19 protein-coding genes are annotated in these 20,008 nt (G+C 52.8%); 17 read left to right on the forward strand and 2 right to left on the reverse strand.

Annotated features, from left to right (window positions below; all coding sequences use genetic code 11):
- The first annotated feature begins 52 nt into the window (after positions 1–52).
- The 6 genes from RUM_RS08130 (at position 53) to RUM_RS08155 (ending at position 5,797) form a co-directional block, all read left to right on the forward strand.
- Positions 53–664, forward strand: coding sequence for a stage II sporulation protein M (locus RUM_RS08130; RefSeq protein ID WP_015558656.1), 612 nt, complete (start codon positions 53–55; stop codon positions 662–664).
- 45 nt (positions 665–709) lie between these two features.
- Positions 710–1,633: a DUF624 domain-containing protein gene (locus RUM_RS08135; protein ID WP_041326358.1), complete on the forward strand. Its 924-nt coding sequence runs from the start codon at positions 710–712 to the stop codon at positions 1,631–1,633.
- A 163-nt stretch (positions 1,634–1,796) separates the two neighbouring features.
- Entirely contained in the window at positions 1,797–2,063 is a 267-nt protein-coding gene (gene rpsO, locus RUM_RS08140; protein WP_015558657.1) for a 30S ribosomal protein S15, read from the forward strand.
- A 150-nt stretch (positions 2,064–2,213) separates the two neighbouring features.
- Positions 2,214–4,334: a polyribonucleotide nucleotidyltransferase gene (locus tag RUM_RS08145; RefSeq protein WP_015558658.1), complete on the forward strand. Its 2,121-nt coding sequence runs from the start codon at positions 2,214–2,216 to the stop codon at positions 4,332–4,334.
- Positions 4,335–4,396: 62 nt separating this feature from the next.
- Positions 4,397–5,605: a cofactor-independent phosphoglycerate mutase gene (locus RUM_RS08150; RefSeq protein ID WP_041326711.1), complete on the forward strand. Its 1,209-nt coding sequence runs from the start codon at positions 4,397–4,399 to the stop codon at positions 5,603–5,605.
- A 6-nt stretch (positions 5,606–5,611) separates the two neighbouring features.
- Positions 5,612–5,797 carry a PspC domain-containing protein gene (locus RUM_RS08155; protein WP_015558660.1) on the forward strand — a complete coding sequence of 62 codons (186 nt, stop codon included), beginning with the start codon at positions 5,612–5,614 and terminating at the stop codon, positions 5,795–5,797.
- A gap of 151 nt (positions 5,798–5,948) precedes the next feature.
- On the opposite strand, the gene RUM_RS08160 is transcribed toward RUM_RS08155, so the two are convergent.
- Together RUM_RS08160 and RUM_RS08165 are read right to left on the reverse strand one after the other, a co-directional pair.
- Entirely contained in the window at positions 5,949–6,656 is a 708-nt protein-coding gene (locus RUM_RS08160; protein WP_015558661.1) for a gamma-glutamyl-gamma-aminobutyrate hydrolase family protein, read from the reverse strand.
- Positions 6,657–6,746: 90 nt separating this feature from the next.
- Positions 6,747–7,301, reverse strand: a complete 555-nt coding sequence (locus tag RUM_RS08165; protein ID WP_015558662.1) for a phosphatase PAP2 family protein — start codon at positions 7,299–7,301, stop codon at positions 6,747–6,749.
- A 160-nt stretch (positions 7,302–7,461) separates the two neighbouring features.
- Between RUM_RS08165 and pduL the strand changes: the two genes are divergently transcribed.
- The 11 genes from pduL to RUM_RS08220 all read left to right on the forward strand — a co-directional run.
- Positions 7,462–8,040: a phosphate propanoyltransferase gene (pduL, locus tag RUM_RS08170; protein WP_015558663.1), complete on the forward strand. Its 579-nt coding sequence runs from the start codon at positions 7,462–7,464 to the stop codon at positions 8,038–8,040.
- Positions 8,041–8,249: 209 nt separating this feature from the next.
- Positions 8,250–9,698 carry a nicotinate phosphoribosyltransferase gene (locus tag RUM_RS08175; protein ID WP_015558664.1) on the forward strand — a complete coding sequence of 483 codons (1,449 nt, stop codon included), beginning with the start codon at positions 8,250–8,252 and terminating at the stop codon, positions 9,696–9,698.
- 15 nt (positions 9,699–9,713) lie between these two features.
- Complete coding sequence (locus tag RUM_RS08180) at positions 9,714–10,394, forward strand: 5'-methylthioadenosine/adenosylhomocysteine nucleosidase (protein WP_015558665.1); 681 nt, start codon at positions 9,714–9,716, stop codon at positions 10,392–10,394.
- A 174-nt stretch (positions 10,395–10,568) separates the two neighbouring features.
- Positions 10,569–11,372 carry an adenosylmethionine decarboxylase gene (gene speD / locus RUM_RS08185; protein ID WP_041326359.1) on the forward strand — a complete coding sequence of 268 codons (804 nt, stop codon included), beginning with the start codon at positions 10,569–10,571 and terminating at the stop codon, positions 11,370–11,372.
- A 23-nt stretch (positions 11,373–11,395) separates the two neighbouring features.
- Complete coding sequence (locus RUM_RS08190; RefSeq protein WP_147645596.1) at positions 11,396–12,841, forward strand: aminotransferase class I/II-fold pyridoxal phosphate-dependent enzyme; 1,446 nt, start codon at positions 11,396–11,398, stop codon at positions 12,839–12,841.
- A 14-nt stretch (positions 12,842–12,855) separates the two neighbouring features.
- A complete protein-coding gene (speE, locus tag RUM_RS08195) occupies positions 12,856–13,704 on the forward strand; it encodes a polyamine aminopropyltransferase (protein ID WP_015558667.1) in 849 nt (282 codons plus the stop codon).
- Positions 13,697–14,554 carry an agmatinase gene (speB, locus tag RUM_RS08200; RefSeq protein WP_015558668.1) on the forward strand — a complete coding sequence of 286 codons (858 nt, stop codon included), beginning with the start codon at positions 13,697–13,699 and terminating at the stop codon, positions 14,552–14,554. The genes speE and speB overlap by 8 nt, the downstream gene beginning before the upstream one ends.
- 20 nt (positions 14,555–14,574) lie before the next feature.
- Positions 14,575–15,777 (forward strand): saccharopine dehydrogenase family protein, encoded by a 1,203-nt coding sequence (locus tag RUM_RS08205; protein ID WP_015558669.1) that lies wholly within the window; start codon positions 14,575–14,577, stop codon positions 15,775–15,777.
- A 14-nt stretch (positions 15,778–15,791) separates the two neighbouring features.
- Positions 15,792–16,943, forward strand: a complete 1,152-nt coding sequence (gene nspC, locus RUM_RS08210; RefSeq protein WP_015558670.1) for a carboxynorspermidine decarboxylase — start codon at positions 15,792–15,794, stop codon at positions 16,941–16,943.
- Between the two features lie 409 nt (positions 16,944–17,352).
- Complete coding sequence (locus tag RUM_RS12140; RefSeq protein WP_015558672.1) at positions 17,353–17,895, forward strand: pilin; 543 nt, start codon at positions 17,353–17,355, stop codon at positions 17,893–17,895.
- A gap of 199 nt (positions 17,896–18,094) precedes the next feature.
- Positions 18,095–20,008: CRISPR-associated helicase/endonuclease Cas3 (locus RUM_RS08220; protein ID WP_049775533.1), on the forward strand; the 1,914-nt coding region annotated here is incomplete at its 3' end.

A 20,008-nucleotide genomic window follows, 5' to 3' on the forward strand; every position in this document is an offset into this window, starting at 1 on the left:
GATGGGGGACGTGCATATTCTCTAGAAAGGCTTGTACCAAAGGAGGATGTGTATGTATCAGACGGTAGGGGCATGCTGCACGGCGACCCAGCAGCGGCGTCGGCAGCTGCAGCGCTTTCTGTGTGTGCTGCTGTGTGGATTTTTGATCGGGATTGTATGGGCGATGGGAGCGCCGGATCACACCTGGAACCTTTTACTGGATCAGGGCTTTTCCGAGCAGGAGGTGTATCGTTCCCTGCCCGGGATCTTTCTGGGCTCCTTCCTGCCCACCTTCGGACTGCTGCTGTGCTGCATGCTGCTGGGGCTGTCCGCATTCGGACAGGCAGGATCCATCCTGGTGCTGTTGTACCGGGGGATCGGTCTGGGGGTGGCTGCGTCCCACTCCTATCTGACCTGGGGCTTGCAGGGGCTGCCGGTGGTTTTGTTTCTGCAGTTGCCCCACAGCGGAGTCACCTCGATCCTTCTGCTGCTGGCAGTCCGGGAAGCGTGGCGGCTTTCGTCCCGGTTTGCCGCATTTGCCCGCAACCAGCCCGGAGAGGATGGGGAACCCCTGCGCTATTACTGGATTCGATTTTTTGTGCTGACACTGCTGTTGATGATTGGGGCGGCAGGAGACAGCGCACTGACCTATTTTCTGTCCGGTTTCTTAATCGGGGCAGTGTAACCGGGATTCCGGCATCGGGATCCCCATCATTCGGAGGTGTATGATTTGGGACTCTTTCACAACTCATATGAGAGTGCCGGAGCCGGAATTGCAAAGGATGAACCGAAAAAGAAGCCGTTTTTCCGATTCTGGGAGATCGTCTGGCGGAAGCTTGGCAAGCTGGTTGGTGTCAACCTGGTGTACACACTGTTTTTGCTTCCGGGCTTGATCGGTATCATTTCTTTGTTTACCATGAAAAGTGAAAAACTCAGTTATTTGATGGCTGGATTCTGTCTGCTGGTGCAGGCAATCCTGATCGGGCCGTCCATGGCGGGCATGACCAAGGTGCTTCGGAATTTTTCCCAGGAACGACATGCTTATGTGTGGTACGATTACATTACTGCGCTGAAACGGAATTTCAAGCAGTCCGTTGTAGTGGGTGTGTTTGATTCGGTGATGCTGGTGTGCGTGGCATGCGGCGTGTATGTGTACCCTCAACTGATCTCCAGCATGAACAACAATCTAATTTATGTGCCCTTTGTGCTGATGTTCACAGTGGCGCTGACGGTGCTGATGATGAATTACTATGCATTTTTGATGATCGTTTCCACGGATCTTTCCCTGCGTGCCATCGTCAAAAACAGCTTTGCCCTGACCTGCATTGCTCTGAAGAAAAACATCCTCACCATTGTGCTTTCAGCGCTGGTGATCGTGGTGTTTGCATTCCTGTGCTATGTGAATTTCTACTTCCTGTTCCTGCTGCCCTTTCTGCCCATGAGTTTTCTGTGGCTGATGGTCTGCTTCAATTGCTATCCGGTGATCCAGAAGCTGGTCATCAATCCCTACTATGAGCAGCGGGGAGAGGAAAATCCGGAACTGCGGTATACTTCTCCCAGTAATCCGGAGGAGAGCATTTTTGTGGATCAGGGAGGCAAGGAAAAGCCGATTGAGCCGAAGAAAAAGCCCAAGCGGGGAAAAACCATTTCCTGATCGTCCGGATTTTTTCAAAATTTTCGCAAAAGGGGCTTTACATCCCGACGGGATTGTGTTATAATAATCAAGTGCTATGTACTTGGATTGGGGTGTATGCCCGAACGGGAATCACCTTTGCCCCAACCTATGTTCTGGCAAAATAAATGAAGAGGTGAAAGAAATGCTGCTGAAGGAAGAAAAGACCGCAGTCATCGAAGCAAACAAGCTTCACGAAGGAGATACCGGTTCTCCGGAGGTTCAGATTGCCATTCTCACCAAGAGAATCCAGGATCTGACCGCACATCTGAAGGTTCATCAGAAGGATCACCACTCCCGCAGAGGTCTGCACAAGATGGTTGGTCACAGACGGAACCTGCTCAACTACCTGAAGAAGAAGGACATTGAGCGTTACCGTGCAACCATTGAGAAGCTGGGTATCCGTAAGTAAAACGATTGTAAAAGGCAGAGGGAGGGATCTTTCTGCCTTTTCCTCGTAAAAAGTAAGTGTTTAGTGGCGGTTCATTTAGCATGAAACCGTGTTTTCGGCTCGAAAGCAGGGTTTAGTGCTAAGGCTGCCGCTAAAATGAAGGAGGCAGTTATGTTCGAAAATTATAAAGTGTTCAAGACCATGTTTGCCGGCAGGGAACTGACCGTTGAGACCGGGAAGACCTGTGAACTGGCGAACGGCTCCTGCTGGGTTCGCTACGGCGGCAGCGTTGTGATGGCGAATGTTACAGCAAGCGCAAAGCCCAGAGAGGGCATCGACTTTTTCCCGCTTTCCGTGGATTATGAGGAGCGGCTGTATGCAGTTGGTAAGATCCCGGGCAGCTTCATGAAGCGTGAGGGTAAGCCCAGCGAGAAGGCTATTCTGACTTCCCGTATGGTGGATCGTCCCATTCGTCCCCTGTTCCCCAAGGATATGCGCAACGATGTATCCGTTGTCATGACCGTGCTGGCTGTGGATCCGGATCACTCTCCGGAGATTATGGGTATGATCGCAACCTCCATTGCCATTTCTATTTCCGATATTCCGTGGAACGGCCCCATTGCCGGCGTCAGTGTTGGTCTGGTAGATGGTGAAATCGTACTGAATCCGACTCTGGAGCAGAGAGGCAGGAATGATCTGAATCTGACGGTTGCAGGCACGGACAAGAAGATCGTTATGATCGAGGCAGGCGCAAACCAGGTGGATGAAGCCACCATGATGCAGGCGATTCTGGCTGGTCAGGCTGAAAACGAAAAGATGGTTGCCTTTATCAAGGACATCCAGAAGCAGATCGGCAAGCCCAAGTTTACCTTTGAATCCATGGAAGTGGATCATGATCTGTTTGATGCCATTGACGCATTTGCGTCCGACCGGGTGAAGTTTGCTCTGGATACCAATGATAAGAACATCCGTGAAGAACGGCTGAATCCCATCAAAAACGACATTCACGAAAAGTTTGATCCGGATTACCCGGAGCAGATCGCTATGATCGATGAGTGCATCTACAAGCTGCAGAAGAAGATCGTCCGCAACTGGCTCTATGAGGGCAAGCGTGTGGATGGCAGAGGCATTGATGAGATCCGTCCTCTGGCGGCAGAGGTTGGAGTGCTGCCCCGTGTGCATGGTTCCGGTCTGTTCACAAGAGGTCAGACCCAGGTTCTGACTGTTGCAACCCTTGGTCCTGTTTCCGATGCACAGCGGATCGACGGCATCGATGAAGATGTGTCCAAGCGTTACATGCATCACTATAATTTTCCCTCCTATTCCGTTGGGGAAACCAAGCCCAGCCGTGGCCCGGGCAGACGTGAGATTGGTCACGGTGCTCTGGCAGAGCGTGCGCTGGAGCCGGTGATTCCGCCGGTAGAGGAGTTCCCCTATGCACTGCGTCTGGTTTCCGAGGTGCTGTCCTCCAACGGTTCCACCTCCCAGGGCTCAATCTGCGGCTCTACGCTGGCGCTGATGGATGCAGGCGTACCCATCAAGGCACCGGTTGCCGGTATTTCCTGCGGTCTGATCACCAAGCCGGACAGCGATGAATTCATGACCATGGTGGATATCCAGGGTCTGGAGGATTTCTTCGGGGATATGGACTTTAAGGTTGGCGGTACCCATAAGGGTATCACTGCCATCCAGGTGGATATCAAGGTGGATGGTCTGACCCCTGCCATTATTGAAGAGGCGCTGGAAAAGACCAGAAAGGCTCGGATCTACATTCTGGACGAGATTATGCTCAAGGCAATTCCCCATTACCGCAGCTCTGTCAATGAGTTTGCACCCAAGATGATGCAGACCAAGATTCCGGTTGACAAGATTCGTGAGGTCATCGGTCAGGGCGGCAAGGTGATCCAGAAGATCTCCGCCGAGTGCGAGGTCAAGATCGACGTAAACGAGGACGGCAGCGTATTCATCAGCGGTGTGGATCTGGAAAAGACCAAGAAGGCACTGCAGATCGTGGAGACCATTGCACACGATCCGGAGGTTGGCGCCATCTATAAGGGCAAGGTGGTTCGGCTCATGTCCTTTGGCGCATTCGTGGAAATCGCACCCGGCAAGGATGGCTTGGTTCATATTTCCAAGTTGGATAAGGATCGGGTAGAAAAAGTGGAAGATGTGGTTTCCATCGGGGACGAGATCGTGGTAAAGGTCGTTGAGATCGACAAGCAGGGCAGAATCAACCTGTCCCGCAAGGATGCGCTGGCTGACATCGAGGCAAAGAAGAACGCTGCGAAATAAGCAGAATGAAAAAGACATAGGCATCCTATGTCTTTTTCTGCAATATGGAAGGTTGGATGAATATGAATTATCTGGTAGTGTTATTTGACGGTATGGCGGATTATCCGCTGCCGGAGCTTGGAAATAAGACCCCGTTGGAGGCTGCGGATGCACCAAATCTCAAGGGTATGGCGAAAACCTCTGAGGTTGGCATGATCAAGACGGTTGCGGACGGTATGAAGCCGGGCAGCGATGTGGCAAATCTGTCCGTTCTGGGCTATGATCCATTCCAGTATTACACGGGGCGTTCTCCTCTGGAGGCTGGCAGTATCGGCATTGATATGAAATCCACAGATATTTCCCTGCGCTGCAATCTGGTTACCCTCAGTGATGAACCAGAGTATGCGGACAAAACCATTCTGGACTACTGTGCCGACGATATTTCCACTGCTGAGGCAGAGCAGCTGGTCGCTTACCTGGGCGAAAAGCTGAACGATGACCAGTTCCATTTCTATAGCGGTGTCAGCTATCGGCACTGCCTGATCTGGGAGCACGGTACCCTGGATATCGGCACGCTGACTCCGCCCCATGATATAACCGGCAAGCCCATCCACGACTATGTGCCCGCTCATCCTAACGCACAGAAGCTGTATGCGCTGATGCGCAAGTCCTATGATCTGCTGAAGGATCACCCGGTAAACCAGGCTCGTGTGGCACGGGGGCTGCGTCCGGCAAACAGCATCTGGCTGTGGGGCGAGGGGGTTCGTGCAGAGCTGCCCGATTTCAAGGAGAAGTACGGGCTGGATGCCACTATGATTTCCGCAGTGGATCTGCTGAAGGGCATCGGCAAGTTCTCCGGCATGGAGGTGCTGCAGCTGCCCAACGTGACAGGATACATTGACACGGATTTTGACGGCAAAGCCAACGCAGCCATCGATGCATTCAAGCGTGGGAAAAACTTTGTTTATATCCATGTGGAGGCACCGGATGAATGCGGTCATCGCGGAGAGATCCAGAACAAGGTGCGTGCCATTGAACTGATCGATGAAAAAATCGTTGGCCCGGTGACGGCAGCACTGCGGCAAATGGGTTCCTTCCGGGTACTCATTACCCCGGATCATGCAACACCGCTTTCCATCCGCACCCATACCAACGATCCCGTTCCCTTTATGATCTACGACAGTGAAAAGCCCCGGCAGGGTGTGGAGGATTATTGTGAGCGCACTGCAAAGATGACCGGGTTGTACATTGACACAGGCTATACGATTATGAATCATTTTTTGGAAAAGTGAGGGGCTATGCAGAAACGTTTGTGCAAATCCAGAACGGATAAAATGATTGCAGGGGTATGCGGTGGCATCGCCAACTATCTGAACTGCGACCCCACCATCGTGCGGCTGATTACGGCGGCGCTGGTACTGTTTGTAGGCAGCGGTTTGATTCTTTATATCATTGCTGCCATTGTAATGCCTTACGAAACCTAAGGCAACACTGTACAAGGCACGCCCGGCTGCACTGCACAGCATTTGCTGACGAAAAATCTGTTGGGCACATCTATCACACAGTCTTTATGCGGTATTGCCTGAAGAAAAGCGCCCATCGGATACAGATGGGCGCTTTTGCATGTGTATGGATTCAGATTCCTCTGACGGCATCTGCAAAGGCTTTGACAATTGCAAAATTCCGGGGATCCTCCCGGTAAATCAGCTCCGGATGCCACTGCACTGCCAGCAGAAACCGCATATCCGGACAGGATACACCTTCGATAAGCCCGTCCTGGGATACTGCTTCCGTGTGCAGTACCGGTGCCAGCCGACAGATTGCCTGGTGATGATAGGAATTGACGCCGAATTCCCACTCCCGGATCAGGCTTGACAGGATGCCTGATTCCAGGGTGACCCGGTGTACCGTCCGGTTGTAGGGAGGCAGCATGTGATGCTCCACAGAGGAGGGGTGCTCCGAGTCCAGATCCTGATACAGGGTGCCTCCCAGCAGTACATTGATCAGCTGAATGCCCCGGCAGATGCCCAGAATGGGCTTGTCCGATGCAAGGGCAATCCGGAACAGCCGTTCCTCCAGCTGATCCCGGTTGTGGTTGATGCTGCCGCATAGGGGAGAGGGGACCGCATCATACAGTGCCGGATCTACGTCATGACCGCCGGTAAACAGGTATCCGTCACAGAAGTGATCCAGTCGGCGCAGTTCCTCCTCTGTGGCAATGTCCGGCAGAATCACAGGCACAAGCCCCACTGCCCGGAGCATGTCCAGATACCCGGGCAGCATCCAGACGCTTTTCTTTTCGTCACAGTACAGGGGCGTTACCCCGATCACGTTTCCTTTCATGCAATCGCCTCCAAACGCAAAGGGCGCCTGCTGTTTTGCAGACGCCCTTGTCTTTTCTTCATTATACGCCGGAACTGATACGTTGTCAAGTCATCTATGCGGTTTTTCTTGTTGATTCCTTTGGAATCGGTGGGCATGCAGCTTCTGAACGATGCGGACGGCGAACCAGCCGAACAGGCAGCCCATCAGCAATCCAGCCAGCACATCCGTTGGATAATGTACATACAAATACATACGGGAAAAGGCGATGAGTCCTGCCAGAATCATAGCCGGAATCCCCATGCGCCGCTCTGTCAGAAGCAGCACCATGGCGGCGGCAAAGGAGGACATGGTGTGACCGGAGGGGAAGGAGTAATCCAGTGGTGCAGCGATCAATAGGGTAATGGCATCCTGGGCGTTGAAGGGGCGGATCCTGCCGATCAGGGGCTTGAGCAGCAGATTTCCCCACAGCAGGCAGAGCCCCAATGCCACAGCCAGCGCGGCAGCAGTTTTTCGTGTGGATTTTCTGACAGCAAGCAAAATGGTCAGTCCGATCCAGAGGATACCGGCGTTGCCCAGGGTGGTGATGAAAACTATGATCGGATCCAGTATAGGATGCCGCAGATGGGTCTGGATCCAGTCCAGGATGAAAAATTCAAATTCCATATTGCCTCTCCTTCAGAGTCGATGTTCTCATTATAGCACACACTGACACCGCATGCAAGACGACAGCGGATGGGTTTGGGAAAGAATATGCAGGATTGCCCTTGACCTTTGCCGAAAAAAGTAGTAGAATGAAAGAAACAACATGTTTGGAGGAAGCGTTATGTCTAAGAAATTTATCGTTGAAACATCCGCAAGACACGTGCATCTGACTCAGGAGCATCTGGAAGCTCTGTTTGGTAAGGGCGCCACCCTGACCCATAAAAAGGATCTGTCCCAGCCGGGTCAGTTTGCCTGTGAAGAACGTGTAACCATCGTTGGCCCCAAGCGGGAACTGGCTGGTGTGTCCATTCTTGGTCCGGTTCGTCCTGCTACCCAGGTTGAGCTGTCTGCAACGGACGCACGTTCCATCGGCGTGGACGCACCCATCCGGGAATCTGGTGACATTGCCGGTTCCGGCGCATGTAAGATCATTGGCTCAAAGGGTGAGATCGAGATCAGCGAGGGCGTGATCGTTGCAAAGCGTCACATTCACCTGACTCCTGCCGATGCTGAGGAGCTGGGCGTAAAGGACAAGGAGATCGTCTGGGTGAAGCTGGATACCGACGGCAGAAAGGCTATTTTGGGCGATGTTGTTGTTCGTGTATCCGAGAAGTTCGCACGGGCTATGCATATCGACACTGATGAGTCCAATGCGGTTTCCGCACCCCGTTCGCTTGAGGGTGAAATCGTAGAGATCTGACCGGGGGGAATACCGCACAGAGGCTGCATCTCGTAACGGGACGGAATCTCCGTCAGATGCACCCTGTGTGGTTTTGCCCTATGGATCTGCATCCGGCGGCAAGGGTATTCTTTGCCGCCTTTTTGTATGTTTTGCATACAGGATCAGATACTAACCGTAAAAACGGTTTTTTCGGCTTTGTGCCGGCTAGAGAAAGGATAGAGTGGATCATGGATCAGCGCAATCTGACGATGCTCATGGATTTTTATGAGCTGACAATGGCAAATGGGTTTTTGGAGTCCGGATTGGGGGAGCAGATCGTTTACTTTGACCTGTTTTTCCGAAAGGTGCCGGATCAGGCGGGCTATGCCATTATGGCAGGCGTGGAGCAGGCAGTGGAGTATCTGAAAAATCTGCATTTTACGCCGGAGGATCTTGCCTATCTGCGGGGGCGGAAGCTGTTTTCCGAGCCGTTTCTGCAATACCTGGAGCAGTTCTCCTTCTCCTGTGATGTGTGGGCAATTCCGGAGGGTACCCCTGTGTTTGCACACGAGCCGTTGATTACTGTACGGGGTCCTGCCATGCAGGCACAGCTTCTGGAAACCATGCTGCTGATCTCTATCAATCATCAGAGTCTGATTGCCACCAAGGCGGCTCGGATCGTCCGGGCGGCAGAGGGCAGACCGGTGATGGAGTTCGGCTCCCGCCGGGCGCAGGGGTATGACGGCGCTACATTGGGCGCCCGTGCGGCATACATCGGGGGTTGCTGCGGCACTGCCTGTGCATCCGCCGACCGGGACTATGGGGTGCCTGCTCTGGGCACCATGGCGCACAGCTGGGTGCAGCTTTTCCCTACGGAGCTGGATGCATTCCGTGCCTATGCTAAGATCTACCCGGATCAGTGTACGCTGCTGGTGGATACCTACAACGTGCTGCGTTCCGGCGTGCCTAACGCCATTACCGTGTTCCGGGAGCTGGCTGCCGCCGGATACCGTCCCAAGGGCATCCGCATTGACAGCGGCGATATTGCCTACCTGTCCAAAAAGGCACGGATCATGCTGGATGAAGCCGGATTCCCGGACTGCGGCATCGTAGCCTCCAATGCGCTGGATGAGTATCTGATCCGGGATCTTTTGGTGCAGGGTGCGAAGATCAACAGCTTCGGCGTGGGAGAGCGGCTGATCACCTCCCGTTCCGAGCCTGTATTCGGGGGCGTGTATAAACTGGTTGCCACAGAGCGGGACGGGGAACTGATCCCCAAGATCAAGCTGTCGGAAAATGTAGAAAAGGTGACGAATCCGGGCTTCAAGACCGTATGGCGGCTGTTTGACAACCAAACAGGCATGGCGATTGCAGACGTGCTGACCCTGGCGGATGAGGTGATCGATGAAAGCAAGCCCTATGTGATCTTCTCACCGGAGCATACCTACAAACGAAAAAAGCTGACGAATTTTACTGCAAAAAAGCTGCAGGTGCAGCTGTTCCGGGCAGGACGGTGTGTGTACCAGCTGCCCACCTTGGAGGAGATCCGCCGTTACAGCCAGGAGCAGCTGGCTACCATCTGGGATGAGGTCAAGCGGTTTGAAAATCCCCATGCATATTATGTGGATCTGTCCGAGCCCTTGTGGCAGCTGAAGCAGCAGATGCTGGACAGCTATTTCGGCGCAGCATCCAATTGATAAAGGAGAGCATTCATGAAAACAATCGGAATTATCGGCGCTATGCCCTCAGAACTGGCTGATCTGCGGGCGGTGTTGCCCTACGCAAAGCAGGAGACCCATGCAGGCTACAAGTTTTATAGCTGTGAATACAAGGGCAAGCGCATCGTCAATGTATGCTGCGGCGTAGCAAAGGTGAATGCTGCTCTGTGTGCCCAGGTGCTGATCGATCGGATGGGGGCGGAGGTGATCCTGAACGCAGGTATCGCCGGAGGCATGAACCATTGCGTGCATGTCTGCGATATTGTCATTGCCAATGAAGTCATGTCCCACGATGTAAACCCGGAATTTTTGGTCAAGTATCCTCCTCACTGTGCGGTATATCCCTGTGACCAGGCGTTGCAGGAGCGGACGGCGCAGATCTGTGACCGTTTGGGCATCCGGCACCACAAGGGCAGGATCGTGTCCGGGGAAGCGTTTATTTCCAGCAATGAGATCAAGGCGGATATCTGTGCCCGGATGTCTCCGCTGGCTGTGGATATGGAAAGCTCAGCCGTGGGTCAGTGCGCCTATCGGAACCAGGTGCCTTTTCTCAGCATCCGCTGCATTTCCGACAATGCGGATGACGCAGGGGATATGACCTCTGATGAGTTTGAAAAGGTCGCTGCCAAGCAGGTGGCGGATGTGGTGCTGGCACTGGTGGAAGAATCATTCTGAATCGGGCAGAAAATCTGTGAAAAAGTCCGGATGTTCATAGAAAATTCACAAACTATTTTCACTGTATGGTATAATAAAACGATGGTGTTGCCCTATGATGTGACAAACGCTGACAGCGCTGAAAAAACGTTGGATGATCCGAAAAGTGCTGCTTTTTAGAATGCAAGAAAGGCTGTGTCCGCCGTGGAGAATAAAATATCCCTGTATGGCTTCAATAACCTGACAAAAACCCTGAGTTTTAATATTTATGATGTGTGCTATGCCAAAAGCCCCCGGGAGCAGCAGGACTATATTGCATATATCGATGAGCAGTACAATTCCGAGCGTCTGACCAATATTCTCTGTGATGTGACGGAGATGATCGGTGCCAGGGTATTGAATATTTCCAAGCAGGATTATGAGCCTCAGGGCGCATCGGTGAATGTGCTGATCGCTGAAAAGGAACTGAATCCGGAAATGATCGATGAATCCTGTAATCTGGGCCACTGGCAGGGCAGAACGGTGCATGCGCACCTGGACAAGAGCCATGTGACAGTCCACACCTTTCCGGAGTATCACCCGGACAATGCAATCTCTACCTTCCGGGTGGATATCGACGTGTCCACCTGCGGCACCATTTCGCCGCTGAACGCCCTCAATTACCTGATCGGCAGCTTTGACTCGGATATCATCACCATTGACTACCGGGTTCGGGGCTTTACCCGGGATGTGAGCGGCAAGAAGTTTTTCATCGACCACAATATTACCTCCATTCAGGATTACATTGATTCTGCCACCTTGCAGCATTACGATGCGGTGGATGTGAATGTGTATCAGTCCAATATCTTCCATACAAAGATGCTGGTGAAGGATATTGCATTGCAGAATTATCTGTTCAATAAGGATGTTTATGAATTGACACCCCAGCAGCGGCTGGACATTTCCGACCGGCTGCGCAAGGAAATGATCGAAATTTTCAGCGGCATGAATATTTATTGATGCCGCCGGGAAAGGGGAAGGCAATGGGGATGACGCAGGCAAATGCCCCGATTTTTGAGGCGCTGCGCAGGCATAAGCAAAATAATGTAGTACGGCTGGATGTGCCCGGTCACAAGGGAGGACGGGGCAACAAGGAGCTGCGGGATTTCTTGGGTGCAGATTGTATGGCGGTGGATGTGAATTCCATGAAACCGCTGGACAACCTCTGTCACCCTGTTTCTGTGATAAGGGATGCAGAACAGCTGGCAGCGGAGGCCTTCGGTGCGGAGCATGCTTTCTTCATTGTCAACGGCACCACCGCCTCTGTGCAGGCTATGGTCATGTCTGTGTGCAAGGCAGGGGAGAAGATCATCATGCCCCGGAACGTGCACCGCAGTGCCATCAATGCCCTGGTGGTGTGCGGCGCTGTGCCGGTTTACATCAACCCGGGCATCGACAAGCGACTGGGAATTCCCTTGGGAATGGCGCTGGAGGATGTGCGCCGTGCCATTGCCAAGCATCCGGACGCCAAGGCGATCCTGGTGAATAACCCCACCTACTACGGCATCTGTTCCAACCTCCGGGAGATTGTAAAGCTTGCCCATCAGAACGGCATGAAGGTGCTGGTGGATGAGGCGCACGGGACTCATTTTTATTTCGGCGAAAATCTGCCTTTGAATGCTATGGCGGCAGGGGCGGATATGGCGGCGGTCAGTGTGCATAAGACCGGGGGATCGTTGACGCAAAGCTCCTTCCTGCTGTGCGGCAAGGACGTGAATCATGATTATGTGCGGCAGATCATCAATCTGACCCAGACCACCAGCGGCTCCTATCTGCTGATGGTTTCTCTGGATCTTGCCCGGAAGAATCTGAGCCTGCACGGCAAGGAGATCTTCGCCAAGACCCTGGAGTATTCCACCTACGCCCAGCGGGAGATCAACCGGATCGGAGGCTACTACGCCTTTGGCAGGGATCTGATCAACGGGGATACGGTGTATGATTTCGATTCCACCAAGGTCAGCGTGCATACCCGTGCCATTGGTCTTGCAGGGGTGGAGGTGTATGATATTCTCCGGGATGAGTATGACATTCAGATCGAGTTCGGGGACATCGGCAATATCCTTGCCATTGTGTCCGCTGGAGACCGTGCCTTGGAGATCGAGCGGTTTATTGCGGCTTTGTCAGAGATCAAGCGGATCTATGCCAAGGACAGCGCCGGCATGTTCGACCACGAGTACATCAATCCGGAGGTGGCGATGCCTCCCCAGCGGGCTTTCTACAGCGAGAAGGAATCCCTGCCGGTGGAAGCCTCCAAGGGACGCATCTGCGGCGAATTCGTCATGTGTTATCCGCCGGGTATCCCCATTCTGGCGCCGGGAGAGCAGATCACGGATGAGATCATCCGCTACATTCTCTACTCCAAGGAAAAGGGCTGTTTTATGACTGGTACGGAGGATATGTCCGTATCCCGCATCAATGTGGTCAAGTAACAGGAGGGATGGCTATGGCACTTTGGTTTACAGAGCAGCACACGGATGATGTGCGGTTTTCCATTCATATCAAGGAGCAGCTGTACTCCGGCAAAAGCTATTACCAGCAGATTGAAGTGTTTGATTCCTACGAATTCGGCAGGGTGCTGGTGCTGGACGGGTACATTATGCTGACGGAAAAGGATGAGTACATTTACCATGAGATGATGGTGCATGTACCCATGGCGTGCAATCCGGATATCCGGCGGGTGCTGGTGATCGGCGCCGGGGACGGAGGCACTGTCCGGGAGCTTTGCCGGTATGACAGCATTACCCAGATCGATATGGTAGAGATCGACGAGCAGGTGGTGAAGGTCTGCAAGGAATACCTGCCTCAGACCGCATGTCGGCTGGAGGATCCCCGGGTGCATATTTACTACGAGGACGGGCTGAAATTCGTCCGCCGGGTGGAAGATACCTACGATCTTATCATTGTGGATTCCACGGACCCCTTCGGCCCGGGAGAAGGATTGTTCACCAAGGAATTTTACGGGAACTGCTTTACGGCGCTCCGGGAGCATGGCATTCTGACCAATCAGCATGAAAGCACCTATTATGACAGCTACACATCCATGGTGAGCCGTACCCACCGGCGGATGCGTTCCGTATTCCCGGTTGCAATGGTGTACCAGGCGCATATTCCCACCTACCCCTCCGGGCACTGGCTCTTTGGCTTTGCCTCTAAAAATATTCACCCGGTGTATGATTTCAAGCCGGAGATCTGGGAACAGCTTGGGCTGGAAACGAAATATTATAATACGCAGCTGCATACGGGCTGCTTTGCGCTGCCCAATACGGTTCGGGAGGTACTGGAGCATGCTTGAGATAGAACGGAATGTGCATACCTTTTTGGGATGTGACAGGGATTATGCCTCCAGCGACCTGGTATTGTTCGGGGCACCCTTTGATTCTACCACCTCCTTCCGGCCGGGTACCCGGTTTGCTTCCGCCGCCATGCGGAACGAGAGCTTCGGCATCGAAACCTATTCCCCCTATCAGGATCGGGATCTGTCGGAGATTGCTGTGTTTGACGGGGGAGACCTGGAGCTGCCCTTTGGTGCGCCGGATGCTGCACTGGAACAGATCGAGCGGTTTACGGACGGGATCCTGACGGACGGGAAAATTCCCTGCATGATCGGCGGAGAGCATCTGGTCACGCTTGGGGCGGTGCGTGCAGCCGTGCGGAAGTATTCCGATCTGCACATCATCCACTTTGACGCCCATGCGGATCTGCGGATGGATTATCTGGGGGTGCAGCTGTCCCACGCCTGCGTGCTGCGCCGGTGTCATGAACTGGTAGGGGACGGACACATTCACCAATTTGGTGTCCGCAGCGGAGATGGGGAGGAGTTTGCCTTTGCCAAGGCGCATACCCACATGCACCGGTTCAACTTCCAAGGATTGGAGGAAACCGTGGAACGGCTGCAGGGTGCCCCGGTGTATTTTACCCTGGATCTGGATGTACTGGATCCTTCGGATTTCTGCGGCACAGGAACGCCGGAGGCGGGAGGCGTGCATTTTGCAGAACTGCTGGATGCAGTCCGGCAGGTCATGGGCTTAAAGCCTGTGGCAATGGATATCAATGAGCTTTCTCCGCACTACGACCAGAGCGGCGCATCCACTGCGCTCGCCTGCAAGCTGCTGCGGGAGATCATGCTGTATCGTTTATCATAAAAGAGGAAAGGAACGGAACTATGGGAAGAGCTTTGATTATCGGCGCCGGCGGCGTCGCAGGAGTTGTGATTCACAAGTGCTGCCAGAACAGCGAAGTATTCGAGGAGATCTGCATTGCCAGCCGCACCAAGTCCAAGTGCGATGCCTACGCAGAACAGCTGAAGGATAAGACCAAGACCAGGATCACCACAGCACAGGTGGATGCGGACAATGTGGAGCAGCTGATCGCACTGATCGAGCAGTACAAGCCCCAGATCGTAATCAACGTGGCGTTGCCCTATCAGGATCTGACCATTATGGACGCATGCCTTGCAACCAAGGTTAACTACATGGATACTGCGAACTATGAGCCGTTGGACACGGCAAAGTTTGAGTACAAGTGGCAGTGGGCATACCGGGAGCGCTTTGAAAAGGCTGGCATCACCGCCCTGCTGGGCAGCGGCTTTGATCCGGGCGTAACCGGCGTGTTCTCCGCTTATGCTATGAAGCATCATTTTGACGAGATCCACTACATCGACATTCTGGACTGCAACGGGGGAGATCATGGTTACCCATTTGCCACCAACTTCAACCCGGAAATCAATATCCGGGAGGTTTCCGCCAACGGCAGCTATATTGAAAACGGCAAGTGGGTGGAGACCAAGCCCATGGAGATCAAGCGGGAGTATGACTTTGACGAGGTGGGCAAAAAGGATATGTACTTGCTGCACCATGAGGAGTTGGAATCCCTGGCGCTGAACATCAAGGGAATCAAGCGGATCCGGTTCTTTATGACCTTTGGACAGAGCTATCTGACCCATCTGAAGTGCCTGGAGGACGTGGGTATGACCTCCATTGAGCCTATTGACTTTGAGGGTAAGAAGATCGTGCCCCTGCAGTTTTTGAAGGCTGTGCTGCCGGATCCGGCTTCTCTGGGTCCCCGCACCGTGGGTAAGACGAATATTGGCTGTATTTTCCAAGGCGTCAAGGATGGCAAGGAAAAGACCTATTACCTGTACAATGTGTGCGATCACCAGGCATGCTACCGGGAGGTAGGCTCCCAGGCCATTTCCTACACCACCGGTGTGCCGGCTATGATCGGCGCTATGATGTTGCTGACCGGCAAGTGGAACAAGCCTGGTGTGTATAACATTGAGGAATTTGATCCGGATCCGTTTATGGAGGCTCTGAACAAGTGGGGTCTGCCCTGGCGTGAAAACTTCAACCCGGTACTGGTACCGTAACCGGAGGGGCGGCGATGAAGGAACTGGAATCCCTGCACTTTGACCCGGCTGCTGTGCCAACGCCCTGCTATATTGTGGATGAAGCCAGGCTCCGCCGGAATCTGGAACTGCTGCAAATGGTACAGCAGCGCTCCGGTGCAAAGATCCTGCTGGCACAAAAGGCGTTTTCCATGTACCGGACGTATCCCATGATTAGGAAATATCTTGCAGGAAGCACAGCCAGCGGTCTTTACGAAGCGAAGCTCGCCCGGGAAGAAATGGGGGGCGAGGTGCATATCTATTCTCCGGCGTATAAACCGGAGGAATTTGACGAAATTTTGCGGATCAGCGATCATATCGTGTTCAATTCCTGCGCCCAGTGGAAGCGGTATCGGGATCAGGTACAGGCATGCAGCAGGAAGATCAGCTGCGGATTGCGGATTAATCCGGAGTATGCAGAAACGGAAACGGATCTGTACAACCCGTGTTTCACCGGATCCCGGCTGGGTACCACCCTGGCGAATCTGGAGGAGGATGCCCTGGAGGGTCTGGATGGTCTGCATTTTCACACCATGTGCGAGCAGAATTCCGACACTCTGGAGCGTACGCTCCGGGTAGTGGAGGAGAAATTCGGCAAGTACCTGTCCCGGATGCAATGGGTGAATTTCGGCGGCGGTCATCATATCACCCGACCGGATTATGATGTGGAACTGCTGATCCGGCTGTGTCAGGACTTTGCGGAAAAATACCATGTACAGGTATACCTGGAGCCTGGAGAGGCTGTGGCGCTGCATGCCGGGTATCTTGTGACTCAGGTGCTGGATTTCGTACACAACGGGCTGGATATTGCCATTGTGGACGCCTCCGCAGCCTGTCATATGCCGGATGTACTGGAGATGCCCTATCGACCGGAGATTTTGGGGGCAGGACAGCCCGGTGAGCTGGCGTACACCTACCGACTTGGGGCGCCTACCTGCCTGGCAGGGGACGTGATCGGGGATTACTCCTTTGCTGCTCCTTTGCAGATTGGGGATCGGCTGGTGTTCTGCGATATGGCCATCTATTCCATGGTCAAGAACAACACCTTCAACGGCATGCCACTGCCGGCGATTCTGCTTGCCCATGCGGATGGAAGGGTGGAAACCGTCCGTCAGTTCGGGTATGCGGACTTTAAAATGCGATTGTAATCGGAAGCCGTATGCGAATGCATGCGGCTTTTTCTTTGTTTGCTGGTTTGTCAATGGTGCCGTCATACCTCCGCAGTTAGCGGTAAATATACTGCCTGAGCGCCGTCTTTGTTACCCCATATTTCTGCAAATATTTTAAAAGGGATTGACGTAACTTCATATCTTGTGTTGCACTGTTCATGGCAATTGGGAGCCTCCTTTGCTGCCTTTTGTTGTGGTGACTTCATTGTAACACAGTTGACTCTCTTGTAAGCCTATATTTTACGGTGGTTTTTTCGTCTTTTCCTCTTGACAAATGCAAAAAAATAGTATATTCTATAAGTGGGCATAAAGCAATTTATGTAAGTAAGTTACCCATTTGTGAACCATCATAAATTACACATAAAATACGAAACAAGGAGGGCTTCGGATGGAAAAGCGAAAAAAAGGCTTTACGCTGATCGAACTGGTAGTGGTGATTGCCATTATAGGCGTATTGGCGGCTATTCTGGTTCCGGTGATGATGGGGTACGTCCGCAAGTCCCGGGTGGCTGCCGCAAACGACAATGCCAAGCAGAATTACAACACGGCTCTGGAGGTTGCAGCATCCTGCAGTGCGGAATCTAACGGCTATGTGGTGGATTCCAGAAAATCAGTTACAGCAAGGAAAAATGATCTCCAGTCCAAGTTGGGCAGCTGTTCGGATCCGGTTTTTCAAAGCTATTACCAGGAAATGATCGATCATTTGCAGATGGACGATAAAGGGTATTATGGTGGTCTGTATGTGGGCAACGTGCCGGTTGCGGTAGTCTGGTCCAACAGCAGTGGGGATAATGCAATTTTGGGCAGATATCCGGACACCCTGCACACGGATGACACCTACACCTGGAATGATTGGGAAAATGACTGTGCCCAGTTCCAGGCTGGCGGTTACACCAGCTGGCAGGAATACATGGCTGCACAGGGCGGGTGATTGCTTAGTTACAGTTTCTAAAACCCATCATCAAGAGATTTCTCCTGATGATGGGTTTTGTTTTTTACTGTCTGATGGGACATGAAAATATTTTTTTCAATTTTTTCTTCCATTTCTATTGACAAAATTAAATTTTGGCAGTACAATATATTCAACGTAGCGTCATGCTATCTATGCATTATCACAAGGAAGTGACAACATGGAGTACTACGCCCATACACGGGAGGATCAAAAACAGACCGTTTCAAAACATTTGCACGGTGTAGCGGATATGGCTGCTGGGTTTTCCATTGAAATGCTGCGGGATGCGGCATATATAGCCGGGCTATTTCATGATCTGGGAAAGTATGCGTTGGCGTTTCAGGATCGACTGCTGCGAGGAAGCAATGAGGCCTATGAGCATTCCGCATGCGGTGCGATCGAGATCGGCAAGCTTGCACAGGATCCTATGACCCGACAGATGACCTATATGCTGCAATACTGCATTGCCGGACACCACACGGGTCTGCCGGACGGTGGGACTCCAGCGGACAGCCCGGATGGAGATAACACGCTGCATAGTCGTCTAAAACGGCAGAAGAACTACATCGGTCGCTGCGATTATAGTGGATACGCACAACAGATTTCGCTGCGACTGCCGGATTACAGGGATGTGCTGGCAGAGTTGATGTCCTGCCGGGACAAAACGGAGCTGATAGAGCGGTACGCTTTTTTTACCCGGTATCTGTTTTCCTGCCTGACGGATGCGGATTTTCTGAATACGGAGGTTTTTTGCAATCCGGAAAGGGAACGGGGTCTCCAGGGAGATTTTCATGCACTGGAACAGGCTTTGGTCCAGAAAATGGATAGCTTTGTTTGCGACACTCCCTTGAAGCAGGCACGGGGCAGGCTGCAACAGCAGGCACTTCACAACAGCCAGAGTTCAGATCCGGTCAGCATTCTGAACATGCCGACCGGTAGTGGCAAGACCCTGTGCAGCCTGCAGATCGCACTGCAAAAGTGTCGGATGCAGAAGCATAAGAAAAAGCGGATTATCTATGTGATTCCGTATACCAGCATCATTGAGCAGACCGCCGATACCTTTGCGCCTTTATGTGGGGAGCATACTCCGATTTTACAGCATCACTCCAACTTCTGCTTTGACAGCGAGGGCATTCCGGACAAGACCTCTCAAAAATTGAAACTTTCAACAGAAAATTGGGATGCACCGCTGATTATAACCACCAGCGTGCAGTTTTTTCAGTCGTTGTTTCATTACAAAAGCTCCGGTTTGAGAAAGCTGCACAATATTGCAGATTCTGTGATCATCCTGGACGAGGTGCATCTGCTGCCGGTGGACATGCTGCAGCCCTGCCTGCGGGGGATCGGGTATCTGACCCGGTATCTAAACTGCGAGTGCGTGTTCCTGTCTGCCACCATGCCGGACTACAAGCCCTTGTTCCGACAGTATCTCAACGGCCAGCAGGGCGTAGATCTGATTACGCAAAAGGATGACTTTTTGTTCTTTCAGAAGTGCCGGTATACGAATCTGGGAGAGCAGGATCCGGAGCATGTGGCAGAGCTTGCGGCTAAGCACCGCAGCAGTCTGATCATTGTCAACAGTCGCCGTACTGCACGCCAGATGTATCAGTTGCTTTCCGGAAAAAAGTATCATCTGTCCACTTATATGACGCCCCATGACCGATCAGAAACCATCCGGAAGATCCGGTCTGCCCTGGAACAGGATGAACCTGTTTCGGTGGTATCCACCTCTTTGGTAGAGGCAGGTGTGGATCTGGACTTTGAGGCAGTGTTCCGACAGCTTGCCGGATTGGACAATATTTTGCAGTCCGGAGGCAGATGCAACCGGGAAGGGAAACGACCCATGGGGGATGTGTACATATTCCGGACGCAGGATAAGCCCCAGCGGGATATCCGGATCCGGGCGAGTATTGTTCAGGATCTGCTGGATCACGGGGCGGATCTTTCCACCGGTGCATGTGTGGAGGAGTATTACCGGCGGTTGTTTGATTTTAATGCTCAACTGATCCAGGAGAATTCCATTGCCCGGAATGCGGTCGGGTTTGACAGCATCCCATTTCGCAGCTATGCACAGGCCAACCAGTTTATCAAG

It is taken from the genome of Ruminococcus champanellensis 18P13 = JCM 17042 (genome assembly GCF_000210095.1).
Lineage (GTDB): Bacteria > Bacillota > Clostridia > Oscillospirales > Ruminococcaceae > Ruminococcus_F > Ruminococcus_F champanellensis.

Excerpts from the sequence above, each read along its gene's own strand:
- RUM_RS08130 (WP_015558656.1), top strand. The coding sequence starts at position 53 with ATGTATCAGACGGTAGGGGCATGCTGCACGGCGACCCAGCAGCGGCGT.
- rpsO (WP_015558657.1), top strand. The coding sequence starts at position 1,797 with ATGCTGCTGAAGGAAGAAAAGACCGCAGTCATCGAAGCAAACAAGCTT.
- RUM_RS08145 (WP_015558658.1), top strand. The coding sequence starts at position 2,214 with ATGTTCGAAAATTATAAAGTGTTCAAGACCATGTTTGCCGGCAGGGAA.
- RUM_RS08150 (WP_041326711.1), top strand. The coding sequence starts at position 4,397 with ATGAATTATCTGGTAGTGTTATTTGACGGTATGGCGGATTATCCGCTG.
- RUM_RS08155 (WP_015558660.1), top strand. The coding sequence starts at position 5,612 with ATGCAGAAACGTTTGTGCAAATCCAGAACGGATAAAATGATTGCAGGG.
- RUM_RS08160 (WP_015558661.1), bottom strand. The coding sequence starts at position 6,656 with ATGAAAGGAAACGTGATCGGGGTAACGCCCCTGTACTGTGACGAAAAG.
- RUM_RS08165 (WP_015558662.1), bottom strand. The coding sequence starts at position 7,301 with ATGGAATTTGAATTTTTCATCCTGGACTGGATCCAGACCCATCTGCGG.
- pduL (WP_015558663.1), top strand. The coding sequence starts at position 7,462 with ATGTCTAAGAAATTTATCGTTGAAACATCCGCAAGACACGTGCATCTG.
- RUM_RS08175 (WP_015558664.1), top strand. The coding sequence starts at position 8,250 with ATGGATCAGCGCAATCTGACGATGCTCATGGATTTTTATGAGCTGACA.
- RUM_RS08180 (WP_015558665.1), top strand. The coding sequence starts at position 9,714 with ATGAAAACAATCGGAATTATCGGCGCTATGCCCTCAGAACTGGCTGAT.
- RUM_RS08190 (WP_147645596.1), top strand. The coding sequence starts at position 11,396 with ATGGGGATGACGCAGGCAAATGCCCCGATTTTTGAGGCGCTGCGCAGG.
- speE (WP_015558667.1), top strand. The coding sequence starts at position 12,856 with ATGGCACTTTGGTTTACAGAGCAGCACACGGATGATGTGCGGTTTTCC.
- speB (WP_015558668.1), top strand. The coding sequence starts at position 13,697 with ATGCTTGAGATAGAACGGAATGTGCATACCTTTTTGGGATGTGACAGG.
- RUM_RS08205 (WP_015558669.1), top strand. The coding sequence starts at position 14,575 with ATGGGAAGAGCTTTGATTATCGGCGCCGGCGGCGTCGCAGGAGTTGTG.
- nspC (WP_015558670.1), top strand. The coding sequence starts at position 15,792 with ATGAAGGAACTGGAATCCCTGCACTTTGACCCGGCTGCTGTGCCAACG.
- RUM_RS12140 (WP_015558672.1), top strand. The coding sequence starts at position 17,353 with ATGGAAAAGCGAAAAAAAGGCTTTACGCTGATCGAACTGGTAGTGGTG.